15 protein-coding genes and 1 pseudogene are annotated in these 17,365 nt (G+C 63.1%); 3 read left to right on the top strand and 13 right to left on the bottom strand.

Annotation, left to right across the window (positions count from 1 at the left end; translation table 11 throughout):
- The coding region (rimM, locus tag EN893_RS02065) for a ribosome maturation factor RimM (protein ID WP_128361384.1) at positions 1 to 590 on the bottom strand (590 nt) is incomplete at its 3' end.
- A 400-nt stretch (positions 591 to 990) separates the two neighbouring features.
- Here rimM and EN893_RS02060 point away from each other — a divergent pair.
- On the top strand, positions 991 to 1,929 hold the full coding sequence (locus EN893_RS02060) for a tyrosine recombinase XerC (protein WP_127270058.1): 939 nt from the start codon (positions 991 to 993) through the stop codon (positions 1,927 to 1,929).
- A gap of 380 nt (positions 1,930 to 2,309) precedes the next feature.
- Positions 2,310 to 3,380, top strand: coding sequence for a TraB/GumN family protein (locus EN893_RS02055; protein WP_127270060.1), 1,071 nt, complete (start codon positions 2,310 to 2,312; stop codon positions 3,378 to 3,380).
- 10 nt (positions 3,381 to 3,390) lie between these two features.
- On the opposite strand, the gene EN893_RS02050 is transcribed toward EN893_RS02055, so the two are convergent.
- The gene (locus EN893_RS02050; protein WP_127270062.1) at positions 3,391 to 3,984 is read right to left on the bottom strand and encodes a DUF2867 domain-containing protein; all 594 of its coding nucleotides are present in this window, start codon (positions 3,982 to 3,984) and stop codon (positions 3,391 to 3,393) included.
- Between the two features lie 77 nt (positions 3,985 to 4,061).
- On the opposite strand from EN893_RS02050, the gene EN893_RS02045 reads away from it, so the two are divergent.
- Positions 4,062 to 4,409, top strand: coding sequence for a hypothetical protein (locus tag EN893_RS02045; RefSeq protein ID WP_127273296.1), 348 nt, complete (start codon positions 4,062 to 4,064; stop codon positions 4,407 to 4,409).
- 98 nt (positions 4,410 to 4,507) lie between these two features.
- Here EN893_RS02045 and lpdA read toward each other — a convergent pair whose 3' ends face one another.
- The 11 genes and pseudogenes from lpdA to zapE form a co-directional block, all read right to left on the bottom strand.
- Positions 4,508 to 5,938, bottom strand: coding sequence for a dihydrolipoyl dehydrogenase (lpdA, locus tag EN893_RS02040; protein ID WP_329608532.1), 1,431 nt, complete (start codon positions 5,936 to 5,938; stop codon positions 4,508 to 4,510).
- Positions 5,939 to 5,993: 55 nt separating this feature from the next.
- Entirely contained in the window at positions 5,994 to 6,749 is a 756-nt protein-coding gene (locus tag EN893_RS02035) for an SDR family oxidoreductase (RefSeq protein ID WP_128361383.1), read from the bottom strand.
- Positions 6,746 to 7,213, bottom strand: coding sequence for a hypothetical protein (locus EN893_RS02030; protein WP_236382951.1), 468 nt, complete (start codon positions 7,211 to 7,213; stop codon positions 6,746 to 6,748). Before EN893_RS02030 ends, EN893_RS02035 begins: the two co-directional genes overlap by 4 nt.
- Positions 7,214 to 7,264: 51 nt before the next feature.
- Positions 7,265 to 7,963: a DUF4241 domain-containing protein gene (locus tag EN893_RS02025; protein WP_164748784.1), complete on the bottom strand. Its 699-nt coding sequence runs from the start codon at positions 7,961 to 7,963 to the stop codon at positions 7,265 to 7,267.
- Positions 7,964 to 8,058: 95 nt separating this feature from the next.
- The gene (gene odhB, locus EN893_RS02020) at positions 8,059 to 9,339 is read right to left on the bottom strand and encodes a 2-oxoglutarate dehydrogenase complex dihydrolipoyllysine-residue succinyltransferase (protein WP_127267776.1); all 1,281 of its coding nucleotides are present in this window, start codon (positions 9,337 to 9,339) and stop codon (positions 8,059 to 8,061) included.
- A gap of 47 nt (positions 9,340 to 9,386) precedes the next feature.
- A pseudogene (locus tag EN893_RS02015) lies at positions 9,387 to 12,373 on the bottom strand (2-oxoglutarate dehydrogenase E1 component).
- Between the two features lie 119 nt (positions 12,374 to 12,492).
- Entirely contained in the window at positions 12,493 to 13,395 is a 903-nt protein-coding gene (gene sucD / locus EN893_RS02010; RefSeq protein ID WP_063173365.1) for a succinate--CoA ligase subunit alpha, read from the bottom strand.
- A 41-nt stretch (positions 13,396 to 13,436) separates the two neighbouring features.
- Positions 13,437 to 13,808: a cupin domain-containing protein gene (locus EN893_RS02005; protein ID WP_127267774.1), complete on the bottom strand. Its 372-nt coding sequence runs from the start codon at positions 13,806 to 13,808 to the stop codon at positions 13,437 to 13,439.
- A gap of 4 nt (positions 13,809 to 13,812) precedes the next feature.
- Positions 13,813 to 15,006, bottom strand: a complete 1,194-nt coding sequence (sucC, locus tag EN893_RS02000; RefSeq protein WP_024504973.1) for an ADP-forming succinate--CoA ligase subunit beta — start codon at positions 15,004 to 15,006, stop codon at positions 13,813 to 13,815.
- Positions 15,007 to 15,049: 43 nt separating this feature from the next.
- Positions 15,050 to 16,018: a malate dehydrogenase gene (mdh, locus tag EN893_RS01995; RefSeq protein WP_013528846.1), complete on the bottom strand. Its 969-nt coding sequence runs from the start codon at positions 16,016 to 16,018 to the stop codon at positions 15,050 to 15,052.
- A gap of 395 nt (positions 16,019 to 16,413) precedes the next feature.
- The coding region (gene zapE, locus EN893_RS01990) for a cell division protein ZapE (RefSeq protein ID WP_164900691.1) at positions 16,414 to 17,365 on the bottom strand (952 nt) is incomplete at its 5' end.

The following is a 17,365-nucleotide window of genomic DNA, read 5'->3' as shown; positions in this document are numbered from 1 at the left end:
GCATCGCTCGGTCCGCGCGGCCGGCCTTTCGGATCGAAGTCTTCCTCGCGCGGGCCATCGCCATCGCCATCCTCGTCGTCGACCAGCCCGGCTGCCGCCGGATCGACACGGACAAAACCCTCGGCGATCGACACTTGCGGCACGGCGGCCTGTGTGAACGGGATCAGCACGCCCTTGCGCCCGCCCAGCGTCACATCGAGAATGTCGCCGCCGCCGAAATTGTGCACCGCGACCACCTTGCCAAGCACGGCAGCCGTATCGTCGCGGACTTCGAGGCCGACAAGGTCGGCATGATAGAATTCATCTTCCTCGCCATCGTCCGGCAGCATCGAACGGTCGACGAACAGCTCCGTGCCGGCCAGCGCCTCGGCCGCGTTGCGGTCGGCGACACCTTTGAAGCGCACCACGACCACGGTGTTGGCAGGCCTGATGTCGATGATCTGGAAGGCGCGCCCGTCCCTGGCGTAGAGCGGCCCGTAATCGGCCAGCGCCAGCGGCTCACCGGTGAAGGTCTTCACCCGCAATTCGCCCTTGATGCCATGGGCGGCGCCGATCACGGCCATCTGGACAGGGTTCTGGGGCTTGCTCATGGCGCTTTTACCTTCGTCATCCACGGGCGGAGCAGGCGCGAAGCGACTGCGCAGACCCGAGGATCCATTCCGTTACGGCGACCAAAAAGCACGGCAGTTCAGAAAGGGTCACGAGTCTCGTTCCTGCCAACTCTCTATTTGCAAACACTTCGCGCGGTCTCCACCGCAAAGCTATCAGACTTGTAACGCAGCAACGCTCGCAGGTCACGGCATGGATCCTGGGGTCTCCGCGACGTCGCTTCGCTCCTGCTCCGCCCCAGGATGACGAAGGGGGCGGGCATTTCAGCCAATCACCAAGGTAGTCACCTGCCGCCAATCGATGGTCTCCTAACCTCAGCCGGCTGTCATTTCAATGACGGCTCTTCACCGCTTCCTAACCCGAATACCCGAAAATGCCGCCATGCAGGAATTCCTGATCCCGGCCAAACCCGATCTCCAGGCGGCACGCGAAAGCTGGCTGAAGATGCTGGCCCGAGAGCGCCGGCTGTCGCCCAAGACGGTGGAAGCCTATGAGCGCGACACGCGCCAGTTCCTGCATTTCCTCACCGGCCATTGTGGCGGCTCGCCCGGCATTTCGGACATCGCCGATCTGCGCCCGGCTGACCTGCGCGGCTTTCTCGCGGCGCGGCGCAATGCCGGTGCCGGTGCCCGCACGCTCGGCCGGGGTCTCGCCGGCATCCGCTCGCTGCTGCGTTTCCTCGAGCGGCGCGGCCTCGCCAATGCGGCCGGGGCGGCAGCACTGCGCGCGCCGCGCCAACCCAAATCGCTGCCCAAGCCGCTGACAGCGAGCGATGCCAAGCATGTTGTTTCCATTGAAGGCCAACTGGCGGAGGAACCCTGGATCGCAGCGCGCAACGCCGCCGTGCTGACACTGCTCTACGGCTCCGGCCTGCGCATTTCCGAGGCGCTTGGCCTCGCCGGCGCCGATCTGGCGTCGGCGGCCGACACGGTGCTTCGCGTCACCGGCAAGGGCGGCAAGACGCGCCTGGTGCCGGTGCTGCCGGTGGCGCTCAGGGCGATCGCCGAATATCGCCGGCTCTGCCCCTACCATCTCGACCCCAAGGGCCTGTTGTTTCGCGGCGCCCGCGGCGGTCCGCTCAACCCGGCCATTGTCCAGCGCGACATGGCCAAGCTGCGCTCGGCGCTCAACCTGCCCGATACCGCGACGCCGCATGCGCTGCGCCATTCCTTCGCTACGCATCTGCTCGGCCGCGGCGGCGATTTGCGCACCATCCAGGAACTGCTCGGCCACGCCAGTCTGTCGACGACGCAGATCTACACCGGCGTCGACACCGCGAGGCTGCTCGAGATTTACGAATCAGCCCATCCACGGGCATGAACGCCAGTAGCGTCGCATAGTATCGGTGGCCAAACGTTCACCATTGGCCGAAAGCCTCCCCAACGTCGTCATCCCTGGGCGAAGCAGGAGCGAAGCTCCGTCGCGGAGACCCTGGGATCCATGCCGCGACCTTTGCCATGGAGTGCTGCGGAGCGGAATTCTGCACTGTTGCAGCGTTCCAGAGTCCCGGCATGGATCCTCGGGTCTGCGCCGCGTCGCTACGCTCCTTGCTCCGCCCATGGATGACGAAGAAATGGGCGTTTCCGCTAATCATTGAGTCATGAGCACCATCGACGTCCGCTGAGGGCGATAGCCGGTCGAAGACAATTTCGCAGTACCAATTAACCGTTTTGCCGCTTTTCGGTTCTAGGAATGGGATCATGAAACGCGTCATCGCCATCGCCGACCGTGCAGCTTCCGTGTCGCTGAAGCTGCTCGTCGCGCTCAACGTTCTGTTCTTCCTGTCGTTTCTCGCCGTACTGCTGTTCGCGGCCGGCAAGGCGCATGCCGAAATCCCGACCTGCACCGGCGCCGACATGCTGTCGGCCTTGCAGAAGAACGATCCGGCGACCTACCGCAAGATCGAAGCGGAAGCCGCCGCGACACCGAACGGCAAGGGCCTGTTGTGGAAGCTGGAAAAGCCCGGCGAGAAGCCGTCCTTCCTGTTCGGCACCATGCATATGACCGACCCGCGCGTCACCACGCTGCCTCCCGACGCGCAGAAAGCCTATGACGCCGCCGGCACCATCATCATCGAAACCACGGACGTGCTCGACAAGCAGAAGATGATGGTCGCGATGCTCAAGGAGCCGGACCTGATGATGTTCACTGATTCGACGACGCTGGCGTCGCTGCTGTCGCCCGACGATGCGGCGGCCATGAACGCCGCGCTCGACGCACGCGGCATTCCTCCGGCAACGGTTGCCAAGATGAAGCCGTGGATGCTCTCGGCCATGATGGCACTGCCGGCCTGCGAACTCGCCCGCCAGTCAGGCGGCGCCCCGGTGCTCGATGTCAGGCTGGCGGAAGGTGCAAAGGCTTCCGGCAAGCCGGTGGAAGGATTGGAGACTGCTGAAAGCCAGTTGCGCGCCATGGCCTCGCTGCCGCTGGCGTTTCACATGAAGGGCCTCGTCGACACGCTGAAGCTCGGCGATAAGATCAACGACATCAACGAAACCATGATCGTGCTCTACCAGCGCGGCGACACCGGAATGTTCTGGCCGCTGTTTCGCGTGGCCATGCCGGAGGGCACGGACGACCCCGCGGGCTATGCGGCGTTCGAGGAAACCATGATCACCAGCCGCAACAAGGTGATGGTCGAGCATGCCGAACCGATCCTTGCTAGGGGCAACGTCTTCATGGCGGTCGGCGCCCTCCACCTTCCCGGCCCCGAAGGCCTCGTCGAGGACTTCCGCAAGGCCGGTTACACCGTCACGCCTGTTGGACTTTAGCTACTTCAGTTTACTTCGCCAGGATCTGGGCCAGCATCGCCGGAACGATGATCCGGTGAAACGGCATGATGATCGCAAGATAGGCGCGCCCGAGCCAATTGTGCGTCTTGACGATCGTCGTCGCGGCCACCTCTTGCCGGCCCATGCCGAGATCCCTGACTTCGACCAGGACACGGAAATCGAGATGACGGTCGTCGAGGCCAAGCACAACCTTGCCGGGAAACTGGCTGATGAGCGGAAATATCCCGATCCGGCCTGACGGCAACACCGCAGCTTCCAGGCCCGTCTTCAGCCGGAACGGCTTGACGGCAAGGTTGCGCAGCGCCATGAGCCTGCCGACCCAGGGCGGCGTTCGCCCCAGGGCGCGTTCCGCCGCGCCGAGTGCCGTTAAAGAAAGACCCTGGGTGACCAGCACATAGCGGTCGGCGAACTGGGCTCCGGCGAGGGCAGTGCAGTGATTCGGGACAAACTCTGCCAGGGGATTCGTCACGGCAAAATCCTCCGAAAAGATCATAATAGGCACCAACTTGGCGCGTTGCATGGCGAAACGACGCCATTCCGGCGCCGGAACGGCGGGATTGTCCTTGTTTTTGGCGTTTTCCAACCCTAGCGTGAAACCAGTTCAATGATTGCGCGTTATATGGTGTTGATTGATATTTTTCATCCACGGAGGACACTTTTATGGCGAACGCACCGAATCCAAACGACCCGTTCAATCCCAACACCACCAACACCACCATCAAGCAGAGCGGTGGCGGCGGTAGTGGCTGGCTGATTGCGCTGGTCGTCGTTATTCTGGCGGTTGTCGCGTATTATATTTTCGGAAGAAGCGGTGAGCACCCGGCACCCGCCGAGCCGCCGGCGGCCAGCACACCGGCGCCCGCACCGGCACCGGCCGAACCGATGAAGCCGGCCGAACCTGCGCCAGCACCCGCGCCTGCTCCGGCGCCTGCAGAACCGGCGCCTGCCCCGGCACCAGCGCCTGCACCGGCTCCGGCACCGGCCCCAGCGCCTGCACCGGCCAACTGATCGGCTCGATATCAAATACGAACGGCCCGCCGAAAGGCGGGCCGTTTTGTAGGGATCGCTACGTTCGTCACCCTCGGGCTTGACCGAGGATAGTGCCTTTAGATGTGGATCGGCTTGAAGAACGTTGCCAGCGCCGCCTCCTTGATCGCCTCCGACATCGTCGGATGCGCGTGGCAGGTGCGGGCGAGATCCTCAGACGAGCCCCCGAATTCCATCAGCACCGCCGCCTCGTGGATCATCTCGCCTGCGCCGAAGCCGACAATATGCACGCCGAGTACGCGGTCGCTCGTCTTGTCGGCGAGGATCTTCACAAAACCGTCGGTGTGCAGCATGGCGCGCGCCCGGCCATTGGCGCTGAACGGGAATTTTCCGGCCTTGTAGTCGATGCCGGCCTTCTTCAACTCTTCCTCGGTCTTGCCGACCGAGGCGATTTCCGGGCTGGTGTAGACGACGCTCGGAATGACGTCATAGTTCACGTGGCCGGCCTGGCCGGCAATGGTTTCGGCCACCGCCACGCCCTCGTCCTCGGCCTTGTGCGCCAGCATCGGCCCGGCGATGACATCGCCGATGGCATAGATGCCCGCGACATTGGTCTTGAGATGGCCATCGGTCTTGACCCGGCCGCGCTCGTCGACCTCGACGCCGGCTTCCCCGAGGCCGAGACTGTCGGCATAGGCGCGGCGGCCGGTGGCGATCAGCACGGCATCGGCCTCGATCGTCTCGGCGGCGCCGCCCTTGACCGGCTCGAAGGTGACGGTCGCACCCTTCTTGGCCTTGGCGACACCGGTGACCTTGGCGCCGAGCTTGAACTCGAAACCCTGCTTTGAAAGCAAGCGCTGGAACTGCTTGGAAACCTCGCCGTCCATGCCGCCCAGGATGGTGTCGAGGAATTCGACCACGGTGACCTTGGCGCCGAGCCGTGCCCACACCGAGCCGAGCTCGAGCCCGATGACACCGCCGCCGACCACCACCAGATGGCCGGGAACCTTATCAAGCGACAAAGCGCCGGTCGACGACACGATCACCTTCTCGTCGATGTCGACCTTGACGCCGGGAATGCCGGCGACATCCGAGCCGGTGGCGATGACGATGTTCCTGGTCTCGATCTCCTCGACCTTGCCGTCCTCAGCCGTCACCGACACCTTGCCTGCCGCGACCACCTTGCCAGTGCCGCGAAAGCTGTCGATCTTGTTCTTCTTGAACAGGAAGGCGACGCCGTTGACGTTCGACGACACCGTCGCATCCTTGTGCGCCATCATCTTCTTCAGGTTCAATTTCGGCGCCGATATCTCGACGCCGAGCGTGTCGAAGGAGTGACCGGCCTCGGCGAACATCTCGGAGGCATGGAGCAGCGCCTTGGAAGGGATGCAGCCGATGTTGAGGCAGGTACCGCCGAAGGTCGCGTTCTTCTCGACCACCGCGACCCTGAGCCCGAGCTGCGCCGCCTTGATGGCGCAGACATAGCCGCCCGGTCCCGATCCGATGATAACGACGTCATAAGCCATGATACTGTCCTTCTGTTTGAGCATGATGCCGTGTGACGCGGTTTTCGGATAACATCCTGCTCGATCTGCTTGAGAGCGCTCAGCGGCCGCCGCTTACATTCAGGATCGCGCCTGTCGTATAGGACGCGGCGTCGGAGAGAAGATAGAGAACCGCGCCGGCGACTTCAGCCACTGTACCGGCTCTTTTCATCGGCAGCAGGTCGCGGAACCGCTCCACCCTGTCCGGCTGCCCGCCGGAAGCGTGGATATCCGTGTCGATGATGCCAGGGCGCACCGCATTGACGCGGATGCCTTCCAGCGCCACCTCGCGGGCGAGCCCGATGGTGAAGGTGTCGATGGCGCCCTTGGAGGCGGCATAATCGACATACTCGCCCGGCGAGCCCAATGTCGCTGCCGCCGACGAGATGTTGACTATGGACCCGCCCGACCCGCCATGGCGGGTCGACATGCGCTTGACCGCCTCACGGGCGCAGAGGAACGAGCCGACGACATTGACGCGCATCATGCGCTCCAGCCGCGAAACGTCCATCTCGTCGACGCGCGCCTTGACGTCGACGATGCCGGCCTTGTTGACGAAGGCATCGAGCCGTCCATAGGCGTGGTCGACGGCCTCGAACATGGCCACGATATCGGCCTCGCTGCCGACATCGCCCTTGACCGCAAAAGCCTCGCCGCCGGCAGCCTCGATCTCCGCGACCAGTGCATCGGCGGCGTCCTGATTCGCAGCGTAGTTGACCGCGACCCTGTAGCCGGCCTTCGATCCAAACCGGCAGATCGCCGCGCCGATGCCGCGGCTGCCGCCGGTGACCAGCAGCACCTTTTGCGTCCCGCTCATTCCTGGCATCCCTTCAAGGCAAACACATCCCCCGGCACTTTCGAAAACCCGCTGCCGCCATAGGCACTGGATTGGCGCAACGCTGGCCCGAGATCCGGCAGGATCAGCGTCTTCGGCGCTTCGACACCTTCGGCCGGCAGCAGCCCGATGTTGCCCTTGTCATCCGCCGTGTAGATGACGCCATGCCAGGGCGTGCAGGCGGCAAGCTCCTCGCCGGTGACGTCGCCCTCGGGGCATTTGTACATCAGCGCGCCGTTCGGCCGCGACACGCCCTCGTTCCACATGACGATGCCGTTGAGCACCACACTGTTGTCGAGGATCATGCGGAACGTATTGGTGACCGTCGCCGAGGTGCCGGTCGGCGTGAAATCGATTTCGCTGCCGCTCTGGGCGTCGCCATAGACGGCGAGTTCTATCGGGCAGGCGGCATTTGCGGCAGAGTCGGTGAACAACACGGCCAGCATCCCGGCTGCACATCGGATAGTGGGCGATAGGACGCTTTGCATCAGCGCGACCTACTTGCTCTCGCGGCCATCGGCGTTTTCCAGCACGCCGAAATCGGTCAGCAGCAACAACGGCTCGCCTGCTGCGTCCAGTCCCCAGAATGACGGATAAAATCCATCACCCCAGCCGCTCCAGAACATCGCGATGTTGAGCGGGTTGCCGGCAACCGGATGATGCATGACGAACCTGTCCTGGTTGGGTGCGAATTCGGCGGCCAGCACGTCGTCATAGTAATTCTCGTCGGCCTTGAGCTTGTCCTGTTCGGCCGACATCAGCGCCATCGCCGTCTTGTCCATGAAAGAGCCAAGGCCGGCTTCGACGGGGTAGCCGAACATTTCGTCGTCCTTCAGGGTCGACACGTCCTGGTCTGGCAAGGTCGCCAGTTCCCAGCGGACCGGCGTGCCTGGGCGGAGCCGAAGGAACGCTGCTGCCACACGTCCCTGGGCCTCGAACAGAGAAACCGGATAACTTCCAGGTTTGACCTTGCGGCTCAATGCTGGCCAGTCATCGCCTGTGACCAGAGGATCGCAGGCCATAATCTCGCCCGTCGGCAATTCGAGTTGGCCGATCGGGGTGACGGTTATCTTCCGCTCCGCCAATTGCACGTCACTAAGGGCAAAGATGCCGAGGTTGCTGCTCACCTTTGCCGGATTCCATCCGGCGGCGATTGCCAGCGAAGGAACAGCAGTGGACAAGCCAAGCCAGAAAATACTGCGCCGAAAAGTCCGCTGCGCGCCGCCCGCGGCCCGGCCCAGTTTGAACCCGAACCGTTCCAGCCAGCCGCTCACGGGGCGGTTGGCCTTGCTCACAGATCGAGCACCAGCCGTTCCGGATCCTCCAGGCTTTCCTTGACGCGGACCAGGAAGGTCACCGCTTCCTTGCCGTCGACGATGCGGTGATCGTAGCTGAGCGCCAGGTACATCATCGGCCGGATCACGATCTGGCCGCCGACCACCACAGGCCGGTCCTGGATCTTGTGCATGCCCAGAATGCCCGACTGCGGTGCGTTGAGGATCGGCGTCGACATCAGCGACCCGTAAACGCCGCCGTTGGAAATGGTGAACGTCCCGCCTTGCATGTCGGCGACCGACAGCTTGCCGTCGCGCGCGGCGATGCCCAGCCGGCCGATGTCCTTTTCGATCTCGGCGATCGACATCTGGTCGGCATTGCGCACGACCGGCACAACCAGGCCCTTTTCGGTGCCGACGGCGACGCCGATATGGGCATAGTTCTTGAAGATGATGTCGGTGGCGTCGATCTCGGCATTGACCGAGGGGATCTCCTTCAGCGCGTGTGTCACGGCCTTGGTGAAGAAGCCCATGAAGCCGAGCTTCACGCCGTGCTTCTTTTCAAACACATCCTTGTACTTGGTCCGCAGTGCCATCACCGCTGACATGTCGACCTCGTTGAAGGTGGTCAGCATGGCTGCGGTCGACTGCGCTTCCTTGAGGCGGCGCGCGATGGTCTGGCGCAGCTTGGTCATGCGCACGCGCTCCTCGCGCGAAGCGTCGTCGCCCGAGGACGGCGCGCGCACGGCAACCGGTGCAGGTGCCGCCTTCGGCGTCTCCGCCGGCTGCGACGGCGCACCCTTGGAGATGACGTCGAGCACGTCGCCTTTCAGCACCTGGCCACGCTTTCCCGAACCGGAGATCTGGTCGACCGAGAGATTGCTTTCGGCGATCAGTTTCGCTGCGGCCGGTGCCGGTGGCATGGTGCGCGGCTCGACCGGGCCGGCATCGCCGGCGATCTTGGCGGTCTCGGCCGCGGCTTGCTTGCCGGTCGATGCCGCATCCGGCGACGAGGCCTGCGACACCGCCTGCGGCTTGGTCGCTGGCGCGGCGGCAGCGCCACCTGCCGAAATCGAACCGAGCAGCGCACCGACACCGACCGTCTCGCCTTCCTTGGCGGTGATTTCGCTTAAGGTTCCAGCGGCGGCGGCAGGCACCTCCACCGTCACCTTGTCGGTCTCGAGCTCGACCAGCGGCTCGTCGGCGACGATCGCGTCGCCGACCTTCTTGAACCATTTGCCGATGGTCGCTTCGGTGACGGATTCGCCGAGAGTGGGAACGCGGATTTCGGTAGCCATTGTGCCTGTCCGTTTTCTTTCGGTTCTGTTATTCGCCCAGATCTTCTCTATTCGCCGAGCGCGTCTTCGAGCAAGGCGGCGAGCTGGGCGAGATGCTTCGACATCAGTCCGGTCGCCGGCGAGGCGGCGGCCGGACGGCCGGTGTAGCGCACCCGCTGATGCTTGGCATCGATATGCGCCAGCACCCATTCCAGATAGGGGTCGATGAACGACCATGCGCCCATGTTCTTGGGCTCCTCCTGGCACCACACCATCTCGGCATTGCGGAAACGCGACAGTTCGGTGATCAGCGCCTTGGCCGGGAACGGATAAAGCTGCTCGACGCGCAGCAGATAGATGTCGTTGATGCCGCGCTTCTCGCGCTCCTCGTAGAGGTCGTAATAGACCTTGCCCGAACACAGCACGACGCGGCGGATCTTCGAATCCTTGGTCAGCTTGATCGCCTGGCCGGAAAGCAGCTGCGCATCGTCCCACAGCAATCGGTGGAACGAGCTTTCGCCCGAAATTTCCGGCAGCGTCGACACCGCCCGCTTATGGCGCAGCAGCGACTTCGGCGTCATCAGGATCAGCGGCTTACGGAAGTCGCGCTTCAGCTGCCGGCGCAATATGTGGAAGTAGTTGGCCGGCGTCGTACAGTTGGCCACTTGCATGTTATCTTCGGCGCAAAGCTGCAGGAAGCGTTCGAGCCGGGCCGAAGAATGTTCCGGACCCTGGCCTTCATAGCCATGCGGCAGCAGGCAGACGAGGCCCGACATTCTGAGCCACTTGCGTTCACCCGAAGAGATGAACTGGTCGAACACCACCTGGGCACCGTTGGCGAAATCGCCGAACTGCGCTTCCCACAAGGTCAGCGCCTTCGGCTCGGCAAGGCTGTAGCCATATTCGAAGCCCAGCACCGCCTCTTCCGACAGCATCGAGTTGATGACTTCGTAGCCGGCTTGAGCGGCAGACAGATTGTTGAGCGGGATATAGCGGGTCTCGTCGCGCTGGTCGTAGAGCACGGAATGGCGCTGCGAGAAGGTGCCGCGTTCGGAATCCTGCCCCGACAGGCGGATCGGATTGCCGTCGAGCAGGATGGCGCCGAAGGCCAGCGCCTCGGCCGTCGACCAGTCGATGCCTTCGCCCGACTCGATCGCCTGGCGGCGGTTTTCGAGGAAGCGGATGATCGTCTTGTGCGCCTCGAAATCCTCGGCACCTCGGTCAGCTTCTTGCCGATTTCCTTCAGCGTCTTGACCGGCACGGCGGTCTTGCCGCGCCTTTGTTCGTCCTGGTTGTCGGCCGTGCGCAGGCCAGACCAGGCGCCGTCGAGCCAATCGGCCTTGTTGGGCTTGTAGTGCTGGCCGACTTCCCACTCGGATTCCAGATGCGCTCGCCAGTCGGCCTTGAGCTGGTCGAGCTCGGCCTGGGTGAGGTGACCCTCGGCGATCAGCCGGTCGCCGTAGATCTGCACGGTCGTCTTGTGGGTGCGGATGTTGCGGTACATGATCGGCTGGGTGAAGGCCGGCTCGTCGCCCTCATTGTGGCCGAAGCGGCGGTAGCAGAACATGTCGACCACAACAGGCTTGTGGAACTTCATGCGGAATTCGATCGCCACCTTGGTGGCGTGCACCACGGCTTCCGGATCGTCGCCATTGACGTGGAAGATCGGCGCTTCGATCATCTTGGCGACGTCGGACGGATAGGGCGACGAGCGCGAGAAGCGCGGATTGGTTGTGAAGCCGATCTGGTTGTTGATGATGAAATGCAACGTGCCGGCGACGCGGTGGCCGCGCAGGCCGGACAGGCCGAGGATTTCCGCGATCACGCCCTGGCCGGCAAAGGCGGCATCGCCATGCAGCAAGAGCGGCAGCACCTTGGCGCGCTCTTCCAGCGGCACGATTTCCTCGCGGCTGCGGCCGAACAGATAATCCTGCTTGGCGCGCGCCTTGCCCATCACCACCGGATCGACGATTTCCAGATGCGAGGGATTGGCGGTCAGGGACAGATGCACCTTGTTGCCGTCGAACTCGCGGTCCGACGAGGCGCCGAGATGGTACTTGACGTCGCCCGAACCCTCGACCTCGTCGGGTGCGGCCGAGCCGCCCTTGAACTCGTGGAAGATGGCGCGGTGCGGCTTGGCCATCACCTGGGAAAGCACGTTCAGCCTTCCGCGATGCGCCATGCCGAGCACGATCTCTTTCATGCCGAGCTGGCCGCCGCGCTTGACGATCTGCTCCAGCGCCGGGATCAGCGCTTCACTGCCATCGAGGCCGAAGCGCTTGGTGCCCTTGTACTTGACGTCGATGAACTGCTCAAAACCTTCGGCCTCGACCAGCTTCTGCAGGATCGCCTTCTTGCCGGTGGCGGTGAAGGTGATCTCCTTGTCGGCACCTTCGATGCGGGCCTGGATCCAGGCCTTTTCCTCGGGGTCGGAAATATGCATGAACTCGACGCCGAGCGTCGAGCAATAGGTGCGCGTCAGGATTTCCAGCATCTGCCGGATGGTGCCGAATTCGAGCCCGAGCACATTGTCGAGGAAGATCGGCCGGTCATAGTCGGCAGCGGTGAAGCCGTAATTTTCCGGCGACAGCTCGTTGTAGTCCTCGAGCGGTTTGGCGATGCCGAGCGGGTCGAGATTGGCATGCAGATGGCCGCGCATGCGGTAGGCGCGGATCATCATGATGGCGCGCACCGAATCGCGCGTCGCCTGATGCACGTCGGCGTCGGACAGGACGACGCCGTTGGTGACCGCCTTGTCCTTGACTTTCTTTTCGATCGTCTTCTCGACGATACCCCAATTGCCGTCGAGCGCCGACACCAGTTCGCCATTGGCCTGCAGCGGCCAGGAGGGCTTGGCCCATGAGGCACCCTTGGCATTCCTGCGCACATCGCCGGCATCGTCCTTCAGCCCGGCAAAGAACTCCTGCCATTCGGGATTGACCGAGGCTGGATCGTCTTCATAGGCGGCATAGAGCGCATCGATGTAATCGGCGTTGCCGCCGTAAAGGAAAGAGGTGAGCGAAAATTGGTCGTTGGCCTGATCTTGTCTTGCCATTTTTGTCCGCGGAGCCCGGCTCCGTCTCCTGTTTTTGGAGGGAGTAGGGGAATAAGGGAATAGGGGAGTAGCGCTTTTTGCCGCTGCTATTTTCCCTACTGCCCTACTCCCCTATTCCCTTAACCTTTGATCGCCTCGACCAGTGTCGTGCCCAGCCTTGCCGGCGAGGGCGATACCTTGATGCCGGCCGATTCCATCGCCGCGATCTTGTCTTCGGCGCCGCCCTTGCCGCCGGAGATGACCGCGCCGGCGTGGCCCATGGTGCGGCCGGCCGGCGCCGTGCGCCCGGCGATGAAGCCGGCCATCGGTTTCTTGCGGCCACGCTTGGCTTCGTCCTTGAGGAACTGCGCGGCGTCTTCCTCGGCCGAACCGCCGATCTCGCCGATCATGATGATCGACTTGGTCTCCTCGTCGGCGAGGAACATCTCGAGCACGTCGATGAACTCGGTGCCCTTGACGGGGTCGCCGCCGATGCCGACGGCGGTGGTCTGGCCGAGGCCGACATTGGTGGTCTGGAACACTGCCTCATAGGTAAGCGTTCCCGACCGCGAAACAACGCCGACCGAGCCCTTGCGGAAGATGTTTCCGGGCATGATGCCGATCTTGCATTCGTTGGGCGTGAGCACGCCCGGGCAGTTCGGCCCGATCAGCCGCGAGGTCGAGCGGTCGAGCCTGGCCTTGACCCTGATCATGTCCATCACCGGTATGCCTTCGGTGATGCAGATGATCAGCGGGATCTCGGCCTCGATCGCTTCGAGGATGGCTTCGGCGGCACCCGCCGGCGGCACATAGACGACCGAAGCGTTGGCGCCGGTCTTTTCCTTGCCCTCGGCGACGGTGGCGAAGATCGGCAGGCTTTCACCCTTGGCGCCGGTCCACGTCTCGCCACCCTTCTTGGGATGGATGCCGCCGACCATTTTCGTGCCGTGATAAGCCAGCGCCTGCTCGGTGTGGAACGTACCGGTCTTGCCGGTCAGGCCCTGCACCAGCACCTTGGTGTTCTTGTCGACGAGGATGGACATGGGAGCCCTTTTCTAAAAACCGTTGATCGAGGAAAACATGGTCAGAGCCGCTTCAGGTCAGCGACCGTGAGGTCGCTCTTGGCATTGCCGGTGTTGAGCGTCGTCGCCGGCTCGAACATCAGCACGACCGGTTCCGCGGTGAGCGAACGCGGCCGGTGCTCGACACCGCGCGGCACGACGATGAAGTCGCCCTCGCCGAGTTCGACCGGACCGTCGCGGAAATCGATGGCGATGCGCCCGCGCAGCACGAGGAAGGCTTCGTCCTCATTGTCATGCGCGTGCCAATCGAAGACCTCGCCGAACTTGGCGACCTTCGCCTGGCTGTCGTTGACGTCGCCGGCGATATGCGGATCGAAGACCTTCTTGATCTTTTGATCCGCCGCCTCGACCAAGTTTATCTTGCGCGGAGGCATCCGCTCAGCCCTTTACCGCCGCCACGATCTTCTTGGCTGCATCGTCGAGATCGTCGGCCGACACGACGTTGAGGCCGCTGTCGTTGATGATCTTCTTGCCGAGCTCGGCATTGGTGCCCTCCAGACGCACCACCAGCGGCACTTCCAGTCCGACTTCCTTGACCGCGGCAATGACGCCCTCGGCAATGATGTCGCACTTCATGATGCCGCCGAAGATGTTGATCAGGATACCCTTGACCGCCGGATCCCGGGTGATGATCTTGAACGCCGCCGTGACTTTTTCCTTGGATGCGCCGCCACCGACATCGAGGAAGTTGGCGGGCTCGGCACCATAGAGCTTGATGATGTCCATCGTCGCCATGGCGAGGCCGGCGCCGTTGACCATGCAGCCGATATTGCCGTCGAGCGCGACATAGGCGAGGTCGTATTTCGACGCCTCGATCTCCTTCTCGTCCTCTTCGGTGGTGTCGCGCAGTTCGAGCACGTCAGGGTGGCGGAACAGCGCGTTGTTGTCGAACGACACTTTCGCGTCGAGCACGCGCAGCCGGCCGTTCTTCATGACGATCAGCGGGTTGACCTCGAGCAGGCTCATGTCCTTTTCGACGAAGGCTTTGTAGAGGATCGGGAACAGCGTATCGCCGTCCTTGGCAGCATCGCCGTCGAGCTTCAGCGCACCGTTGAGCGCCTTCAGGTCGGCCGATGTGACGCCTTTTTCCGGATCGATGGCGACAGTGATGATCTTCTCCGGCGTGTCATGCGCGACCGCTTCGATGTCCATGCCGCCCTCGGTCGAGACGACGAAGGCGATGCGGCCGACCGAACGGTCGACCAGGATCGACAGATAGAGCTCGCGTTCGATGTCAGCGCCGTCCTCGATATAGAGGCGGTTGACCTGCTTGCCGGCCGGGCCGGTCTGCTTGGTCACCAGTGTGTTGCCCAGCATCTCGTTGGCGTTGGCGACGACGTCGGCCACCGATTTCGCCAGCCGCACGCCGCCCTTGGCGTCCGGGCCGAGTTCGGTGAATTTGCCCTTGCCGCGGCCGCCGGCATGGATCTGGCTCTTCACCACATAAAGCGGGCCCGGCAGCGCCTTGGCGGCGGCTTCCGCTTCGCTCGCCTTGAACACCGGCACGCCTTCGGCCACGGGCGCGCCAAAGCTCTTCAGCAGCGCCTTGCCCTGATACTCATGGATGTTCATCTGGAAGGTCTCCGGATCGACTGGGGGTTCACTTGCTGGAGATTCATTTGGAGGCGAGTTGCGGCGCGATCTTGACGCAGGCCTCGGTCAGACCCTGCACCGTCGCCACCGAGGAGTCGAACATCTTCTGCTCGCTCTTGTTGAGCTCGATCTCGATGATACGCTCGACGCCGCCGGCGCCGATCACCACGGGAACGCCGACATAGGTGTTCTTGACGCCATACTGGCCGGAGAGATACGCCGCGCAGGGCAGCACGCGCTTCTTGTCCTTGAGATAGGCTTCGGCCATCGAGATCGCCGAAGCGGCCGGCGCGTAATAGGCCGAACCGGTCTTGAGCAGGCCGACGATCTCGGCGCCGCCGTCGCGGGTGCGCTGCACGATCTGGTCGAGCTTTTCCTTCGAGGTCCAGCCCATCTTGATGAGATCGGGCAGCGGAATGCCCGATACCGTCGAATAGCGGATCATCGGCACCATGGAATCGCCGTGGCCGCCGAGCACGAACGCGGTGACGTCCTCGACCGAGACCTTGAATTCCTCCGCCAGGAAATAGCGGAAGCGCGCGCTGTCGAGCACGCCGGCCATGCCGACGACATGGCTGTTGGGCAGTCCTGAGAACTTCTGCAGCGCCCAGACCATGGCGTCGAGCGGGTTTGTGATGCAGATGACGAAGGCCTTCGGCGCATACTTCTTCAGCCCGGCGCCCACCTGTTCCATGACCTTGAGATTGATGCCCAAAAGGTCGTCGCGGCTCATGCCGGGCTTGCGCGGCACGCCGGCGGTGACGATGCAGACATCGGCGCCTTCGATGCCGGCATAGTCGTTGATGCCGGTGAGCCTGGAGTCGAAGCCATCGACCGGCGACGACTGCGCGATATCGAGCCCCTTGCCCTGCGGGATACCTTCGGCAATATCGAACAGCACCACGTCGCCGAGGTCCTTGAGGCCGATCATGTGAGCGAGCGTGCCGCCGATCATGCCAGAGCCGATAAGCGCTATCTTGTTGCGTGCCATGTGAGGATGTTTTCCCTTTGTCGGTGACGACGTCTCAAATCTCTGGTGACTTGATGGCGGCGTCGAAGAAGAGGCCGGAATGCTGCGGGGAACCGCGAATTTTCGCCGCACCCAATAGCCCCGGCACGGAAAAAATTCAAACGATTATTTTGGTGTCAGTATTTTCAATCGGTTAGATCACTTGGGATTTACGTAAACGTCAAAGTTTGTAAGCCGACTTTGGAAGAAATAACCGATGAAGACGGAAATCGTAAGGCCGAATGCGGGCGATGACACCCTTGTGATGCGGGTAACCGAGGAGGTTCGAGTTGTAGACGTCGGCGGGACAGCGCCCCCCCTCTGTCCTGCCGAGGGAGGGGACACGAAGGATTGCTACCGACGGATTCTCTGGAAATTCAGGCCTGCGCCTGCTGTGCCCCTGGCGCCGGCTTCCCCTTCTGCCGCGCCGCCCAATCCTCCAGCCAGTCGCGGCTTTGCATCTCGATCAGCCGCGATGCGGTGCGCTCGAACTCGAAGACTTCGACGCCGCGCTTGGCTGCATAAAGCGCTTGCGGCGGCGCATCGGCGCTCATCACCAGCCGCACATGATGGTCGTAGAGCGTGTCGATCAGAAGGATGAAGCGCTTGGCCTCGTTGCGCTTGCCTTCGCCGAGCACCGGGACATGGTCGATAAAAATGGTTGAGAAGCGACCGGCGATCGCCAGGAAATCGCGCGCGCCAAGCGGCTTTTCGCAGAGATCGGCAAAGGAGAACCGCGCCGCATCGCCCGCCGCGCGCGGCACGATCACCTGCCGTCCTTTGAGGGCAATCGATGTCTCGGCGGTCGGCGCGCCCCGCGTCATGGCTTGCCAGGCCTCGTCGAGTAGCTGGTCCGCCGCCGCATCGGCCGGCGTGACATAGACCGGTGTCCGGGCGAGCTTTTCCAGCCGGTAGTCTTTGTCGGCATCGAGCGCCAGCACCTGTGTGTGCCGCTCCAGTATGCCGATAAAGGGCAGGAAAAGCTGGCGGTTCAGCCCGTCGCTGTAGAGGTTTTCCGGCGCCACATTCGAGGTGGCGACCAGCACCACGCCGCTGGCAAACAGCGCCGAAAACAACCTGGACAGGATCATCGCGTCGGCAATGTCGGTGACCGAGAACTCGTCGAAGCACAGCACCCAGGCTTGCTCGGCAAGGGCCTTGGCCACCGGCGGGATCGGATCGTCTTCCCTGACGTCGCCATTCTTGCGCGCCTGCCGGTGCTTCTGGATACGGTCCTGCACGTCGGCCATGAAGTCGTTGAAGTGGACGCGGCGCTTGCGCCGCACCGGCAGCAAGTCGAAGAACATGTCCATCAGCATGGTCTTGCCG

It is taken from the genome of Mesorhizobium sp. M7A.F.Ca.CA.004.04.2.1, assembly GCF_004022825.1.
Lineage (GTDB): Bacteria > Pseudomonadota > Alphaproteobacteria > Rhizobiales > Rhizobiaceae > Mesorhizobium.
Note: the sequence above shows the minus strand (reverse complement) of the source record. Positions and strands in the feature narration are given on the sequence as shown.